The following is a 15,182-nucleotide window of genomic DNA, read 5'->3' on the forward strand; positions in this document are numbered from 1 at the left end:
GTAGCTACGTCAAAGCGGCGCCGTGCGGCTAGGAGCAATCGCTGGCCGGATCGCAGCCGGCTTCGACTTTCGTCCAGTCAAACGACTGGAGCGGTGGCAGATTCATCGGGATGATTTCTGTTTTGGGGGGGCCGAACAGTGGGCGGGCGTAGTCTTTCACGTCTGACGTCAATTGATAGGCGATGAAGACGCCGCCTGGGCGAAGCACTTCGTGGACCGATTGGATGATTCGCTTGGCAGACATCGACGGCAGATGACTGAACGGGATTCCCGAAATCGCAACGTCGACTTTGCCGAAGTCGTGCTTGGTGACCAGATCGATCAAATCACAAGCATCGGCGAATTCCAACGTCAGCCGCGGGTCGGTGATGGCGCCGAGCGATTCCGCAAACGCATCTGTTTTTTCGATCGCCAGCAATCGAGCATCGGTCCGCATCGATGCCAGCAGGGCTTGAGTCGTCCCGCCGGCTCCGGGCCCGAGTTCGACGATCCGGCTGGCCTTGCGCACGCAATCACGTTCCGCCAGATGCTTGGTCAAAAACGGCGAACTCGGGCAGACGGTGGCGACTTCCGTCGGGTTTCGAACCCAGGCCTTCAGGACGCACCAAATCCGTTCGGCAAAACCGGGCTGTTTCGATCGACGGATGGGGGAAAGGGTGGTGGTGGGCATGGGGATTCCGCTGACAGGCATGTTGACCACGTGCTGGATGATTGATGGCGTGGTCAACGGAGCAACTGATGTACCGGTTGCCGGTTGTGACGGACGTCAACGGAGAATGTCGGTGCGTTTGATCTCTGGGCGATCACGTTGGTTGTTGAGGGAGCAGCGACACGTGCTCGACAGTCGCCGTGTCGTCCGAACTCGGCGGGCGCGAAAAAGCGAAACTTTGCCCGAAGCCGACCTCGGAGAGGACGGCGACTGTTGGGGCCAATCGAAAACCATGCAGGAGTAGACTACAAGAAGCCTCTGCCACGTACTATTAACCAGCCCAGAACGACAGGGCGACCAAATAGGCGAGCAGACCGATCGGGTAGACGAAACCGACGTTGGCCATATTGGAACCGGTCAGGTTGTCGAGGGCTTCTTGGGTGTCGTTCAACTGGCCCAATTGGCCGTCGCGTTTGGAGGCCGCGTAAACGGCGAAGAAGCTGACCATTTCCGGGATGCTGGTGACGACACCCAGAATCCAGCCGGCGATGGCCGGATGCACCTTTAATTCGTCGACCACCGTTTTGGTCGCATCGCCTAAAAACATCCCGGCAACCCCGATCGCGATCAGCGTGGTCACGCCGATCGTGATCCCCAGGTGAAGGTTACCGACCGCCTCGGTGGCCACTTCTTCGTGATGGACGCCGCGATTGACTCGCATGTCCACGACTCGGTAGACGACGAAGAAACCCAGCAGAATCGGGATCAGGTACCACTGGCTGTCCATACCGAATCGCATCAACACGATCGGGACGGCGACCGCGAGTCCGGCGAAGACGATTTCATCGAGAAACCGAATGTTGAACAGTTTGCCGAATTGTCGATAAAACGTCACCGCCAGCAGCATCAGGACGACGTTGATGATGTTGGAACTGGCGATGTTCCACAGCCCCGCTTCCCAGACCCCGGCCAGCCCCGCGGCGACCAGGCAAACAAATTCGGGAACCGAGGTCGCGTACCCGGTCAGCTGTCCCCGCGCCTTGGCGCTCCAGTTCATCGCACCGGCAATGTGGTCGATGCCACGCAACAGCCCGTACTTGACGAGCAAAATGATCGCCGCGGCAGAGACGATCATGATCAGCGCAGCCATTTCGAAAACTCTCGGGGGCAAGGGACCAACTATCAATCCATCAATATAGGGTGATTCGAAATCGGTGCCAGATGCGGTCAGCGGATCGCTGCACGACGTCCTTTCGAATAGCGTTGCACCGAGTCCAACGGACGGCAGCCCCGGACGGGCCAACGATTATGCACATCCGGCGTCAACCGTGAGCGCGGTCCATGGGCGTCGGCCAACGAGAACCCGCGAAGTCGGCTCAAGCCTCGACACCGGCGCGCGGATGGTTGCACGGGGGGGCTCGCGATGTTCTGATTTCTCTTCTCCCACTTTTTCGCCTGTTTGAGAACGATCATGAATTCGTCCGCTTCGGCGTCCGGCAAGAAACGGTCCCTGATGCCCATGCTCCGCTTTGCCGTCATTTCCATCGCCGTGTTGGCCTTGGTTGTCTGGATGATTCTCCCCCCGATGGAGACACTTCGATTCCAAAAATACAACCTGGAATCCACACGGGCATTGACGCTGCCGTTGATCTCGCTGCCCGACGTCGGTCCACGTCCCGTCCTGGCGTTCTCGGCCGATGGACAGTCCGCCGCGTTCATCTCAACCAGGGCCGCGGTGGACGATGAAGACCCGCAAACACAGATCACGGTCATCGATGTCCCGACGGGAACCGCCAAGGCGGGCCCCTTGGTCATTTCTAATTCACGCACACCTCCGACTCTTGAATTCAGCCGCGACGGCAACTCCCTGGCCGCCGCCGGTGCAACGGAAGTCCGCGTTTGGGATCTGCGTGATTCACGTGAGGTCGCGACGATCACACTGCCCGACGTGCGGCTGCAGTCGCGGCGGTACGTCGCGATCAGTCCCGACGGAACCCGCGTCGCAACCTCCATCCAGGAACCCGATCAAGACCCCGGGCTATGGGTGTTTGAATGTGAAACGGGACAACCGCTGATCAAAATGGAACGCACCGCGGGAACAGCCAACGACGATCGGTTCGTCTTCCATCCGACGGAGAATCAGTTGATCGGGACGGCTGACTCGGACAGCGCTCAAATGCATCTCTGTGTTTGGGACATCGGGTCGGGCAAGGTCGTTCAAGAGGTCATCACGAACGAAGATTGTCAGACACTCGCGTACACGTTCAGTCTGAGTGGCAACCGGGTGGCGGTGGCGATGTACCACGGGTCACGCGAATACTATCCGTATGTGACCACGGTCTTTGAGTTGGCCAATTGGACGCCGGTCACAAAAATCGACAACGGCAACTACGTGTTTTGGATGGCACTCCGTCCCGATGGAACTCACCTTTCGCTCGTCGACGGCAGCGGCGAAGTGGCGCTATGGTCAGCCGACAGTGGGAATCGATTGCAGAACTTTCAACTCGGCTTGCCCAGTGCCACGGCCTTTACCGGTGGCGGTGCCTTGTTGCTGGTTACCAATACGGACGAGCAGCCCGATTCGGCCTCGATCGTCAATCTCCGCACGGCGGAGTAAACAAGTGGGATAGGCTTCCAGGGTGTCGCGAAGGGAGCGCGATGACAGCCTGGAAGCCTATCCCACACCGGCCCGCATCTGGTTGTCCATCGCAAAAAACCTCTGACCGATCAATGTTTCCAGGTCGCCCACCACGATCGGAACCGGCACGATGCTCGGGTCGACGTCTTGGGCGAGCGTGTAGACGCGGATGTCGCTGCCGACCGGGCCTTGTCCGGGGAGCGATGCGGTCAAGTCCTGTGCACTCGTCGATTGATAGGTCCGTTCAATTCCATCGGTTCCGCGGAAAGTCACTTCGGGGGTGTGAACGTGCGCGGCGGACACATAGTGACGCGGGGTGATCAACACGGCCCGTTTTAGCGCCACGCCGGAGAGCCGGGATTCGTCCATCAGGAACGTCGGATTTGGTGTGCCGTCGCCCGAGAACCGATCGTGCCACATCGGATCGAGTCCGTTGATGATCGCCGCGGTGCCGGACGATTGGTGGGACAACAGTGCGATCCCGAGAACAGTAAGCAAGCGGAGTGGAATCACGGAAAAGGTCTCGATAAACGCTAGCGTACGTGACGAAAAGGCGGCACCTACGGTACTCCATTGCCGTCGCCTCATCAAACGCTGGCCCCGGAGGAGCGGTCTGCCGGTACGACATCTATTTTAGGTCGTCGCGGTGAGTTCGAGGGGCGACGGCCGGAAGAGCGAGTGCACTCAGAAAAGCGGTCGCCTGTAGGCGAGACACCAACGCCTATTCCAGATCCTCCAAAAACCGTTCTGCATTCTCGAGGTGCTGAGTTCGCTTCTGCTCATCCATCTTCTTCGCCATGCTGCACATCATCGCCCAGCGGGGATTTTTGCCCAGTTCTTCGGTATGGTTCCAGATCCATCGCCAGTAAAGTCCGTCCCAGGTGTCGCACCAGGGGGCCGACTTGTAATGGCTCATTTTCTTGATGTAGGACGAACCGGAAAAGTACGGTTTGGTCGTGATCAATCCTCCGTCGGCGTTTTGGCTCATCGCATAGGCGTTGGGCACCATCACCCAGTCGTAGCTGTCGACGAACATTTCCATGAACCAGCGGTAGATGTCATCGGGGTCGATTTCGCACAGAAACATGAATCCACCCAACACCATCAGCCGTTCGATGTGGTGGCAGTATCCGGTTTGTAGAACACGTTTAATGGTGTCGTCGATCGGCTCGATACCGGTCGTCGCGTCATAGAAGCAATCCGGCATCGGGCGATGATGGTTCCAGTGGTTCGTCGTCCGCATCTTGACGCCCAGATCTTGATAGGTCGCGCGGATGAACTCGCGCCAGCCGATGATCTGACGCACGAATCCTTCCAGTGAATTCAGCGGCACGTCATGATCCTCGGCGTATGACAACGTCTTTCGCAGCACTTCGTCCGGCGCCAGCAATCCGATGTTCAGCGAAGGCGTCAGCACGCTGTGCCAGAGCCATGATTCGCCCTGGACGATTGCGTCTTCATAGTCGCCAAAGTTGCCCAGTCGATGCTCTAAGAATTGACTCAGCCAGTAACGTGCCGAGGCGAGGGACGTCGGGTAGTAGAGTGTTTCGAGGTTGCCGGGGTGATCGCCGAAATGATCTTCAACATAACGGACCGCTTCTTCATCAATCGCGTCACGTTTGGGATTCGGGATCGGCGGAAGCGACGAAAGCAATTTCTTGGGGACCTTCTTACGATTGTCCTCGTCGAAACTCCACTGATCACCGACCGGATCGTCTCCGTCCATCAGGACTTCCAATCGTTTCCGCTGCCATTTGTAGAAATCTGCCATGAACCAGCGGCTTTTGTCCGATCGGTACTCACAGTTCTGCTCGGGCGTGTTTAGGAAACCGGGGTTGGGAAGGAGCTTCAATTCCATCTGCAACTCGTCACAAGCTTCCCGCAACCGCTTTTCAAAGATGAAGTCGGTGGGGTGCGCGATCGCCAGGGTTTCTCCCTCGCGTTCTTTCGACGAAGTCGCCTTTTTGAGTTGAGCAAGTAGCTTGGGGCTGTCTTTGTCATAGTCGACGTAACGGGTGGCGAACCCTTTCTCCTTCAGTTCGCATTCATAGCGTTTCATCGACGCGCGATGCAGCCAAAGTTTTTGTTTGTGAAACTTGGCCGGGTAGCGCCAGTCGCGGAAGAACAACGAGTCTTCGAGCAGAATGACCTTCGAGGGTTTCTCCCGCAGCCCCGGATGATCGGAAAACAATTGATTGGGAAGGATGGCCAGGATCAAGGTCGTTACCTCGGGGCAGAAAAGCGAGCGGTGCGAAGGGTCTTGGTGCGTTGTTGGACTGTAGCGGATGGAGAATCGCTCCGGCGTCGGGTCGCCTGGGCGAGTCATTGAGCAGTCCATCAGGCGAGTTGGCAAGTCGCCGGAGGGCGAAGGCGTTTGGCGAGTTCCGCGACCGCAAAATCGAGAGTTGACTAACCGCTAAAGTTTCGCCGGTTGAAGAAAACTTCCTTTACATTTGATCCTCACACACGGAGCAATGACCATGGCTGAAGCAAACGAAACGAAGAATTGGCCGGAATTGGCGATCGGCTTGTATGACAAGCTGACCGGCCGCAACGCCGAAATCAGTTATTCGTTTGACAATTTTGAACTGAACGTCCCCAGTTCGACTGCACCGGATGCACCGAGTGCCCACTGGAAGATGAACGGAACCCTCCGCATTTCCACCCGCGATGGCGTCAACGGCCAAGCGAGCTGAACGTGAATCATCGACTCGCTTTGGACTTGATGGGCTCGATCGAGTGCGAAGTCGACGGGCGTTGCTTTTCGGTTTCGGCCGCGCCTGATTTAATCGTCGTCGATTTTCCGGACTTGCAGACACTCTTGGGCGCGGCTCGGAAGACAGGCCCCGGCGTCTCGCTTCGGTCGCGACTCCGGCATGCCGGCGAGGTCTTGACTCGAACGGAAAACCGGCTCGATCTTCGGATCAAGGGCCGGTCGGTCGGTTCGCTGGGCTTCGGCGTCCGCTCGGGCATTTACTCGCTGTTGGGGTTGGGGCATTTCCGCCTTACGTTGGCCGCCTTCCTTCGTTCGCTAACATGAAGGTGGGATCGGCTTCCAGCCTGGTATCGATCCGCCGCATCCCATCGGCGCCCCGATTGAAACGCACTCCGACGTGAATCGTCCCCCATCAACCCACGAAACTCCCGACCACGGCACTTCGGCGCCGTCCTGGTCACCCTTGCTCCGGCCAACTTCCGCAGGGTTTTACTGCGACGCGGGTGACTTTTACATCGATCCGACCCGGCCGGTCGATCGTGCCGTCGTCACGCACGCTCACAGCGATCACGCCCGCTGGGGGTGCCGTCGCTATCTCGCCGCCGCGCCGAGCGAGCAACTGCTACGAACTCGACTCGACCACCAAGACGAACGAGAAGATCGCGGCGATGGTCCGCTACTTCGCCGACGCCGACCCGGCCGATGCCGCCTGGGCGACTTATTTCTTGTCCGGCAATAAACTTCGACGTTTGGTCCCGAACGCTTTATTGCGAGTCTGGGCCGCCCAGCGGGCCGGGATCCCGCAGTGGTTGTTCGAGGAGTCCTATCATGCCGTGGGTGATCTGGCAGAAACGTTCTCGCTGATTGTCCCGGCAGGGGAATCAACGACGGACGAATCCTTGACGCACTGGGTCGAGTCTCGATTGAAACCACTGCGTACGATGAGCGAAGCGGAGCAGCGTGAGGCGATGCTGCGGATTTGGGCCGAAACGCCGGCACGGATGCGGCTGGTGGTGATGAAGCTGATCACCGGCTCGTTTCGCGTCGGTGTCAGCAAGCGACTGGTCACCCGCGCGATTGCCGGCCATGCGGGGCTGGCCATTGATTTGGTCGCGCATCGGCTGATGGGAGACTTCGTCCCGACGGCCGAGGCATTTGCATCGCTGATTGACCCGGCGACTGGGGACGCGATTCCCAGCAAGCCCTATCCGTTTTGCCTGGCACACCCGATCGACATCGATAAAGGTCCCGAGGTTCTCGGTGACGTGTCGCAGTATGTGGCCGAGTGGAAATGGGACGGAATTCGGGGACAGGTCATCCGCCGATCGGGCGAGAGTTTCCTTTGGTCCCGTGGTGAGGAGTTGATGGAGAATCGTTGGCCGGAGGTCGAGTCGGCGGCTGAACTGCTGCCCGATGGGACCGTGTTGGACGGTGAGATTTTGGCGGCGATTCCCGGCGGCGCGGTCCTGCCTTTCTCTCAACTGCAGCGGCGGATCGGTCGCAAGCAGGTCGGCAAAAAGCTGCTCGCCGAAGTGCCGGTCGTCTTCCACGCCTTCGACATCATGGAGCATCACGGCCAGGACATTCGGTCGCGTGGCTTTTTAGAGCGTCGCAATCGCTTGGATGAAATTCTGGAATCGATCGAGCATCCGCATCTTACGGCGACCGAATTGATCGCCGGAGAAAGCTGGGACGCGTGGGCGGAAGTGCGAGCGACCAGTCGCCAGCGAAACGCCGAAGGATTGATGCTGAAAATGAAGGACGCACCCTACGACGTCGGTCGCGTTCGCGGCACGTGGTGGAAATGGAAAGTCGCCCCGTTTACGATCGACGCCGTGCTGATCTATGCACAAAAAGGGCACGGCCGTCGATCGGGGTTGTTCACCGATTACACGTTCGCACTTTGGAAAGACGACCAGTTGGTCCCCATCGCCAAAGCGTACAGTGGGCTGACCGATCAGGAGATCCGTCAAGTCGATCAATTTGTGCGACAGAACACCAACGATTCCTTCGGTCCCGTTCGCAGCGTCACCCCGGCGTTGGTGATGGAGTTGGCGTTCGAGGGGCTGCAGCGGAGCAGTCGTCACAAGAGCGGCGTCGCGACGCGATTCCCACGAATCCTCCGTTGGCGTCACGATAAACGCGTTGAGGATGCAAATACCTTGGCCGAACTACTCGCACTGTTGCCCGAATCGTGACACAGAACGCGCAAAGCGAAACGCCTGCCCAGGCCGTTGACCGCTACTTCAAGTCGCTAGGCTGGAAACCATTTCGATTTCAGCGAAGTGTTTGGCGGGCTTACCAGCAGGGGTTCAGTGGCTTGGTTCATTCCGCGACGGGGACGGGCAAAACGCTGGCCGTTTGGTTGGGACCGATCACCAAATGGATGCGAGAGAACCGTGATCGATCCAAATGGAACCCGAAGCGACCACCGCCGCTGAAGGTGATTTGGATCACGCCGCTGCGTGCTTTGGCCGGTGACACCGAGAGTTCGCTTCGATCGCCGCTCGATGCGTTGCAGATTCCGTGGCGGCTGGAGTCGCGAACCGGTGATAGCAAGGCCAGCCTGAAAGCGCGGCAGTTGAAGCGTTTGCCGACGGCGCTGATCACCACGCCGGAAAGTCTGTCGTTGATGTTGACGCACGAAGCCTTGTTGGAGCAGCTTGCCGGTGTCGAAGCGGTCATCGTCGACGAGTGGCATGAATTGCTCGGCACCAAACGTGGAATCCAGACCGAACTGGCTCTCGCAAGGTTGCGGCGACTTCGTCCCGAAGTACGCATTTGGGGTGTTTCGGCGACGCTCGGAAATTTGGACCAGGCACGAGACTCGCTGCTCGGTATCGATCACGATCGCCAGACGCGATTGATTCAGGGCTACAAACGAAAGCGTTTGAAATTGGAGTCGGTGATCCCGGATCGCATCGATCGATTCCCCTGGACCGGCCACATCGGCACGAAAATGGTCCCCCAGGTGGCCGAGTTGGTCGAGCAGGTCAACAGCGTCTTGATCTTTGCCAACACCCGCTCGCAGACAGAGATCTGGTACCAACAGTTGCTGGCACAGCGGCCGGATTGGGCCGGACGGATCGCACTTCACCACGGTTCGCTAGACCGTTCGGTGCGCCGTTGGGTGGAAAGCGGTTTGCGCGAGGGTTCGCTGCGGGCGGTGGTTTGTACGAGCAGTCTGGATTTGGGCGTCGACTTCACGGCGGTGGATCTGGTCGTCCAAATCGGCAGCCCCAAAGGTGCGGCGCGTTTGATGCAACGTGCCGGCCGCAGTGGACATCAGCCGGGTGCTGAAAGTCGTCTGGCGTTTGTGCCGACCAACGCGATCGAACTGATTGAACTGGCGGCCGCGCAAGACGCGATTCGATCCGGCCACTTGGAAGCTCGCCCCCTGATCAACAAGCCGCTCGATGTGCTTGCTCAACATGTCGTCACGATCGCGATCGGGGGTGGTTTTCGTTCCGAAGAACTGCTTGACGAGATCCGGTCCAGCTACGCCTATCAATCGTTAAGCGATCAAGAATGGCAGTGGGTTTTGGACTTCGTCGTTCGCGGTGGCGACTCGTTGACGGCCTACCCCGACTTTCACCGCGTCGAAATTGACGGAGACCGCTACCATGTCAGTGACCGACGCACGATCACGACGCACCGTATGAATATCGGGACGATCGTTTCGGATGCTTCGATGGCGGTGAAGTATCTGAAAGGGACCACACTCGGAAGCGTCGAGGAAAGCTTTTTGTCGAAGCTTGAACCCGGGGATCGGTTCCTATTCGCCGGAAGGTTGCTTTCGCTGGTGCGGATCAAAGACAACGCTGCGTACGTCAAACGGGCGACGGGGTCTCCCGATACCGTGCCTCGCTGGATGGGCGGTCGAATTTCGCTTTCCAGCGAACTGAGTGCGGCACTGCGACGGAAGATTGCCGAGGCGGCAGCGGGTAAGCTGGTCGGCCGCGAAATGAAGTCGTTGCGAAACTTGCTGGAGCTTCAGCAGCGTTGGAGCATTCTGCCGAAGCAGGACGAGTTGCTGATCGAGAGGATCAAATCGCGCGGGCGGTACCAGGTCTTCCTGTTTCCCTTTGAAGGTCGACTCGTTCACGAAGGGCTGGCTGCTTTATTCGCGTACCGGATTTCTCGCAACCAGAAGACGACCTTAACGATGGCGTGCAACGATTACGGGCTTGTGCTGGAATCGCCGCACCAAATCAATTTCGTCGAAGCGATTGAGCGCGGACTTTTTTCGACCGAGGATTTGATCGGCGATCTATCCGAAAGCATGAACGCGACCGAAATGGCAAAACGCCAGTTCCGCCAGATCGCTCGTGTCGCGGGACTGATCCACCCGGGGTTTCCGGGACGGCAAAAAAAGGCCAGTCACCTGCAAGCGAGCAGCAATCTGTTCTTTGACGTTTTCTGCCAGTACGATCCCGACAATCTGTTGCTGCATCAGAGTCGTCGAGAGGTGTTGGAGTTGCAACTGGAGGCGAATCGAATGCTCACGGCGCTGGATCGGATCGGTGAAAGTCAAGTCCGGATCCAAGAACCCCGCAAGGTCACGCCGCTTGCCTTTCCGTTATTGGTCGACAAGCTGCGGGAGCGAGTCAGCAGCGAAACATTGCGAGACCGCGTCGCGCGGATGCAGGCGGAACTGGAAAAAGCGGCGGATCGACCGTCGACCGGCGTTGAAAAACAAGGTTGATCTTGGATTTGCGAACTCGTCTTCACCCCGCCATTTTGCTCAAGGAACATCGCGGATCACAATTCAATGCCTGACACCATCGACATCGACCTTGCCGGACACTCGTTTCGGTTGTTCGCCGAGTGCTGTGTGTATTGGCCTGCCCAGGACATGTTGTTGGTCGCCGACGCGCACTTGGGCAAAGAAGCGACGTTTCGTCGTCAGGGAATCCCGGTTCCGGTCGGCAGCACGCAAAGCACCCTGTCGTCCATCGCGAGTGTGCTGGGTCGAACCGGTGCAAGCCGTTTGTGTATTCTGGGCGACCTGTTTCACTCGCGGTCGTCGTTATCGACCGAGGTGCGGGAACGTGTCGATGGATTTTTTGACGACTTCGCCCATGTGGAGTGTTCACTGATTGTGGGGAACCATGATGTTCAGGTCGGCCGGCTACCCGCTGCGTGGCCGCTCCAGGTTTTCAAGCAGGGGCATCGTATCGGTTCGGTCGCGCTTGGACACCACCCTGCGGATCCTGCCGAGGGTGCGGAATTGTACCTGTGTGGGCATCTGCATCCGGCGGTACAATTTCGCAGCGGCCGCGAGTCTGCGGGTGTGTTTCCCTGTTTCTGGCACTCGGCGGGATGCCTGGTATTGCCGGCGATCGGAGCGTTTACCGGAACACATCTCATTCGCCCGCGTCAAAACGACGCGACCTGGTTCATTGCCGGTGACGAAGTGCATCGATTGTGATCTGGTCGCTGTGTGCGGGTCGCTGTGTGCGGGTGTGACACGGGTGACAATCGAAGTGAAAAGTTTCAATTTCACCGGGACTAGGAATTTCCGTGGGCGCAATCCCGCTATGATGCGTCTCCGTTTCTTGCTTCTGATTCTTAATCACCACGACAATCGGACATGTTTGCGACACCTGTGTTTGCGACGACACCCCTGTCGGTCTTGGGATACCTTTTGGCACTTGACGAGATCGCGGTGCGGGGGATCTCGATCGCGGTGGCGGGGATGTTGATTGTGATGCTGGCGTTGATCTTTATCAGCCTGTTTATCGCCGCGTCGCCGCGCATTCTCGCTGCGGTGGCCAAAGTCTATCCGGAGCCCGTCGAGCGGCATCGGAAGCGAACCGAAACGCAAGACCGGGACGTCAATGACGAAGCCGTTCTGGCGGCGATCGGGTTTGTGTTGCACACCGAGTTTCAGAAGCAATGTGCGGGTGACGACGTTCGGTAAGGACAGAGAAGATTCGTGGGTGACAGGCGACAACGGTTGGCTGGGTCGTTGGTGAAGGAAAGCGATGGATATCCTGCTTGAGTTTGTAAAAACGACCGGCTTCTGGTCGATCGGCTTCGGTAACATCCTGATGATCGTGATCGGGATTGTGTTCATCGCGTTGGCGATCACGAAGGATTATGAACCGCTGTTGCTGGTGCCGATCGGGATGGGGGCGATCGTCGGCAATATCCCGCTGATCGAAGGCATGTCGCTGAGCGTTTACGACATGCACCGCTGGGTGTTGGAGGATGGTCAGGTCGTCTATCAGCCGGGCAGCGTGTTGAGCTACCTCTATTTCGGTGTCAGCTGGGGGATCTATCCGCCGCTGGTGTTTTTGGGCATCGGCGCGATGACGGATTTTTCGACGATGCTGTCCAATCCCAAGCTGGTGCTGTTGGGGGCGGCGGCCCAAGTCGGTGTGTTTTTGACGTTTCTGGGGGCGATCTGGCTGGGATTTGATCTCAAACAGGCCGGTGCGATCGGAATCATCGGTGGAGCGGACGGGCCGACCGCGATCTTTCTGTCCTCCAAGCTGGCCCCCGAGTTACTCGGCGCGATCGCCATCGCCGCGTATTCCTACATGGCGCTTGTTCCGGTGATTCAGCCACCGATCATGCGGATGTTGACCACGCGTCAGGAGCGTTTGATCCGCATGAAGCCGCCTCGCAAGGTGTCGCGCCGTGAAAAGATGATCTTTCCCGTCGCGGCGTTTTTGATCTGCACCCTGGTCGCGCCCGGCGCGATGGTGCTGTTGGGCATGTTGTTCTTCGGTAATTTGCTGAAGGAGAGTATGGTCACCGAGCGTCTGGCCAACACGGCGCGGACCGCGATGATCGACATCGTCACTGTCCTGCTGGGTTTTTCCGTGGGCGCGAGCACCGAAGCGAGCACGTTTCTGACGCGACAATCACTGCTGATTTTCGGACTTGGCGCATTGGCGTTCGCGATCGCGACTGCCGGCGGAGTCTTGTTCGCCAAGTTCATGAATCTGTTTTTGAAAGAAAAGATCAATCCGTTGGTCGGCGCAGCCGGCGTGTCTGCGGTTCCCGATTCGGCACGCGTGGTTCAGATGGTGGGCCAGCAAGAAGACTCGCACAATTTTTTGTTGATGCACGCGATGGCACCCAACGTGGCGGGTGTGATCGGTTCGGCGATCGCCGCGGGTGTGTTGTGGGCGGTGCTCACGTAATGGTTTGTCGAGCAGGTTTTGAGAACGAGGAAAAACGACGTGTCGAAGAAGAAAGTCAATTTCATGTGCACCGCGTTTCGTGACGGATTTCAATCCGTCTACGGCGCTCGCGTGTTCACCAACGATTTTCTGCCGGCCGTGGAAGCGGCGCGCGACGCGGGGATCACTTGGTTCGAAGCCGGCGGGGGCGCGCGATTTCAATCGCTGTACTTTTATTGCAACGAAGACGCGTTCGACATGATGGACGCCTTCCGCGAAACCGCCGGGCCCGACGCGAACTTGCAAACACTCGCCCGCGGCGTCAACGTCGTCGGACTCGATTCACAATCCAGCGACATCGTCAAACTGCATGCCGACCTGTTCAAAAAACACGGCATGACGACAATCCGTAACTTCGACGCGCTCAATGATGTCAACAACCTGATCTACAGCGGCAAGTGCATCGTCCAGGCCGGATTGAAGCACCAGGTTTGCGTGACGCTGATGGAATTGCCGCCGGGATGCGTCGGTGCCCACGACGCCGATTTCTACGCCCGCACGTTGCAACAGATTTTGGACGCGGATATTCCCTTTGACGCGGTTTGCTTTAAAGACGCGTCGGGGACCGCCGTGCCGTCGAAGGTGTACGAGACGATCAAGCGGGCGCGGGGCATGTTGCCCGAGGGAACGTTCATCCACTTCCACACGCACGAGACGGCTGGCGTTAGCGTGCTGGCCAACAAGGCCGCACTCGACGCCGGTGCCGACGCCATCGATTTGTCCATGGCGCCCTGTTCCGGAGGAACCTGCCAACCGGACATCCTGGTGATGTGGCACGCGCTCCGCGGCAGTGACTATGAACTGGATGTCGATGTGGAGAAAGTGCGGCAGGCCGAAGAGGTCTTTAAAGATTGCATGAGCGACTACTTTCTGCCGCCCGAGGCGACTGCGGTCGAGCCGCTGATTCCCTGGAGTCCGATGCCCGGCGGGGCGTTGACCGCGAACACGCAAATGCTGCGTGACAACGGCATCATGGAGAAGTACCCGGAAATCATTCTGGCGATGAGCGACGTCGTTCGCAAAGGCGGTTACGGGACGTCGGTGACACCGGTGTCCCAGTTCTATTTCCAACAGGCGTTCAACAACGTGATGTTCGGGCCATGGGAAAAGATCGCCGAACCGTACGGAAAGATGGTGCTCGGCTACTTCGGGAAAACGCCCGTCGAGCCGGATCCCGAGGTGGTGCGATTGGCTGCGGAGCAACTCAAATTAAAGCCGACGACCCAGCCGGTGCTTGAGATCAACGACGCCGATCCGTCCAAGGGAATCGCCGCGGCGACAGGGGTCTTGGAAAAAGAAGGCTTGCCGGTGACCGACGAGAACATCTTTATCGCGGCCGCCTGCAAGGAAAAGGGCATTCAATTCCTCAAGGGTGAAGCTGAAGTGGGCGTGCGAAAGGTCGACCCATCGGCCGAAGCCGGCACGGAACCCAAGGCAACCAAGGTGGCTGCGAAGCGGCAAACCGGGCCGGCCGAGTACACGGTCACCGTCGACGGCGAAGACATCCGTATGGCCTTTGAAGGCGACGTCGTCACCGTGGGAAATCGCGTGTATCGCGTCGCGATTCGCCCCGAGACCGCCACGACGATTCAAGAGCAATCCGCCGATGTTTCCAGTGCAGTGACTGAGGTCAAGTCGCAAATGCCCGGCGCCGTTTTCAAACAGCTGGTGCAACCGGGCGATCACGTCCACGCCGGCGAACCGATCCTGATCCTGGAAGCGATGAAGATGGAAATGGAGATCCAGTCCACCGTCGACGGAACGGTCGACGAAGTCCGCGTCGCCGTCGGCGACCACGTCACGACCGGCCAAGTCCTGGTCACGATCAAAGCCTGAGATGCCTCAAGTGCAGACGGCCATTCCATCGCCGGAGATGCTGCTTCAGACCCGTTGACCTTCCAAGTTAGCGTTATTGATCGGCGGCGACGATTCTCTGGAACAGCCTCGTTGCGGTTTCTTGACACAGAGAGCAACGGGCAGCCGGTT

The 15,182-nt window shown here is 58.5% G+C and carries 13 protein-coding genes; 9 read left to right on the top strand and 4 right to left on the bottom strand.

Features of this window, described 5'->3' with window-relative positions; genetic code table 11:
• Positions 1-28: 28 nt before the first annotated feature.
• Both H1B37_RS26650 and H1B37_RS26655 read right to left on the bottom strand, forming a co-directional pair.
• Complete coding sequence (locus H1B37_RS26650) at positions 29-670, bottom strand: class I SAM-dependent methyltransferase (RefSeq protein WP_286178227.1); 642 nt, start codon at positions 668-670, stop codon at positions 29-31.
• 310 nt (positions 671-980) lie between these two features.
• On the bottom strand, positions 981-1,799 hold the full coding sequence (locus H1B37_RS26655) for a calcium:cation antiporter family protein (RefSeq protein WP_182870324.1): 819 nt from the start codon (positions 1,797-1,799) through the stop codon (positions 981-983).
• A 321-nt stretch (positions 1,800-2,120) separates the two neighbouring features.
• Between H1B37_RS26655 and H1B37_RS26660 the strand changes: the two genes are divergently transcribed.
• Complete coding sequence (locus H1B37_RS26660) at positions 2,121-3,266, top strand: WD40 repeat domain-containing protein (RefSeq protein ID WP_182870325.1); 1,146 nt, start codon at positions 2,121-2,123, stop codon at positions 3,264-3,266.
• Between the two features lie 57 nt (positions 3,267-3,323).
• On the opposite strand, the gene H1B37_RS26665 is transcribed toward H1B37_RS26660, so the two are convergent.
• Both H1B37_RS26665 and H1B37_RS26670 read right to left on the bottom strand, forming a co-directional pair.
• Positions 3,324-3,785, bottom strand: coding sequence for a hypothetical protein (locus H1B37_RS26665; protein ID WP_182870326.1), 462 nt, complete (start codon positions 3,783-3,785; stop codon positions 3,324-3,326).
• A 223-nt stretch (positions 3,786-4,008) separates the two neighbouring features.
• Complete coding sequence (locus H1B37_RS26670; RefSeq protein WP_182870327.1) at positions 4,009-5,613, bottom strand: cryptochrome/photolyase family protein; 1,605 nt, start codon at positions 5,611-5,613, stop codon at positions 4,009-4,011.
• Positions 5,614-5,767: 154 nt separating this feature from the next.
• Here H1B37_RS26670 and H1B37_RS26675 point away from each other — a divergent pair, with 154 nt between their 5' ends.
• The 8 genes from H1B37_RS26675 (at position 5,768) to H1B37_RS26710 (ending at position 15,032) form a co-directional block, all read left to right on the top strand.
• Positions 5,768-5,983: a hypothetical protein gene (locus H1B37_RS26675; protein ID WP_182870328.1), complete on the top strand. Its 216-nt coding sequence runs from the start codon at positions 5,768-5,770 to the stop codon at positions 5,981-5,983.
• 2 nt (positions 5,984-5,985) lie between these two features.
• Complete coding sequence (locus H1B37_RS26680; RefSeq protein WP_182870329.1) at positions 5,986-6,327, top strand: hypothetical protein; 342 nt, start codon at positions 5,986-5,988, stop codon at positions 6,325-6,327.
• Positions 6,328-6,596: 269 nt separating this feature from the next.
• Positions 6,597-8,201, top strand: a complete 1,605-nt coding sequence (locus H1B37_RS26685) for an ATP-dependent DNA ligase (protein WP_353620929.1) — start codon at positions 6,597-6,599, stop codon at positions 8,199-8,201.
• Positions 8,198-10,708 carry a ligase-associated DNA damage response DEXH box helicase gene (locus tag H1B37_RS26690; protein WP_353620928.1) on the top strand — a complete coding sequence of 837 codons (2,511 nt, stop codon included), beginning with the start codon at positions 8,198-8,200 and terminating at the stop codon, positions 10,706-10,708. Before H1B37_RS26685 ends, H1B37_RS26690 begins: the two co-directional genes overlap by 4 nt.
• A gap of 66 nt (positions 10,709-10,774) precedes the next feature.
• Positions 10,775-11,434: a ligase-associated DNA damage response endonuclease PdeM gene (gene pdeM / locus H1B37_RS26695; RefSeq protein WP_182870330.1), complete on the top strand. Its 660-nt coding sequence runs from the start codon at positions 10,775-10,777 to the stop codon at positions 11,432-11,434.
• 162 nt (positions 11,435-11,596) lie between these two features.
• Entirely contained in the window at positions 11,597-11,926 is a 330-nt protein-coding gene (locus H1B37_RS26700; RefSeq protein WP_182870331.1) for an OadG family protein, read from the top strand.
• Positions 11,927-11,990: 64 nt separating this feature from the next.
• Entirely contained in the window at positions 11,991-13,157 is a 1,167-nt protein-coding gene (locus tag H1B37_RS26705) for a sodium ion-translocating decarboxylase subunit beta (RefSeq protein ID WP_182870332.1), read from the top strand.
• 39 nt (positions 13,158-13,196) lie between these two features.
• Positions 13,197-15,032: a biotin/lipoyl-containing protein gene (locus H1B37_RS26710; RefSeq protein ID WP_220498388.1), complete on the top strand. Its 1,836-nt coding sequence runs from the start codon at positions 13,197-13,199 to the stop codon at positions 15,030-15,032.
• Positions 15,033-15,182: the final 150 nt, after the last annotated feature.

Source organism: Stieleria mannarensis, from assembly GCF_014154935.1.
Classification (GTDB): domain Bacteria; phylum Planctomycetota; class Planctomycetia; order Pirellulales; family Pirellulaceae; genus Stieleria; species Stieleria mannarensis.

Coding starts and splice junctions, on each gene's coding strand:
- pdeM (WP_182870330.1), top strand. CDS start 10,775: ATGCCTGACACCATCGACATCGACCTTGCCGGACACTCGTTTCGGTTG.
- H1B37_RS26705 (WP_182870332.1), top strand. CDS start 11,991: ATGGATATCCTGCTTGAGTTTGTAAAAACGACCGGCTTCTGGTCGATC.
- H1B37_RS26650 (WP_286178227.1), bottom strand. CDS start 670: ATGCCCACCACCACCCTTTCCCCCATCCGTCGATCGAAACAGCCCGGT.
- H1B37_RS26675 (WP_182870328.1), top strand. CDS start 5,768: ATGGCTGAAGCAAACGAAACGAAGAATTGGCCGGAATTGGCGATCGGC.
- H1B37_RS26700 (WP_182870331.1), top strand. CDS start 11,597: ATGTTTGCGACACCTGTGTTTGCGACGACACCCCTGTCGGTCTTGGGA.
- H1B37_RS26660 (WP_182870325.1), top strand. CDS start 2,121: ATGAATTCGTCCGCTTCGGCGTCCGGCAAGAAACGGTCCCTGATGCCC.
- H1B37_RS26655 (WP_182870324.1), bottom strand. CDS start 1,799: ATGGCTGCGCTGATCATGATCGTCTCTGCCGCGGCGATCATTTTGCTC.
- H1B37_RS26670 (WP_182870327.1), bottom strand. CDS start 5,613: ATGACTCGCCCAGGCGACCCGACGCCGGAGCGATTCTCCATCCGCTAC.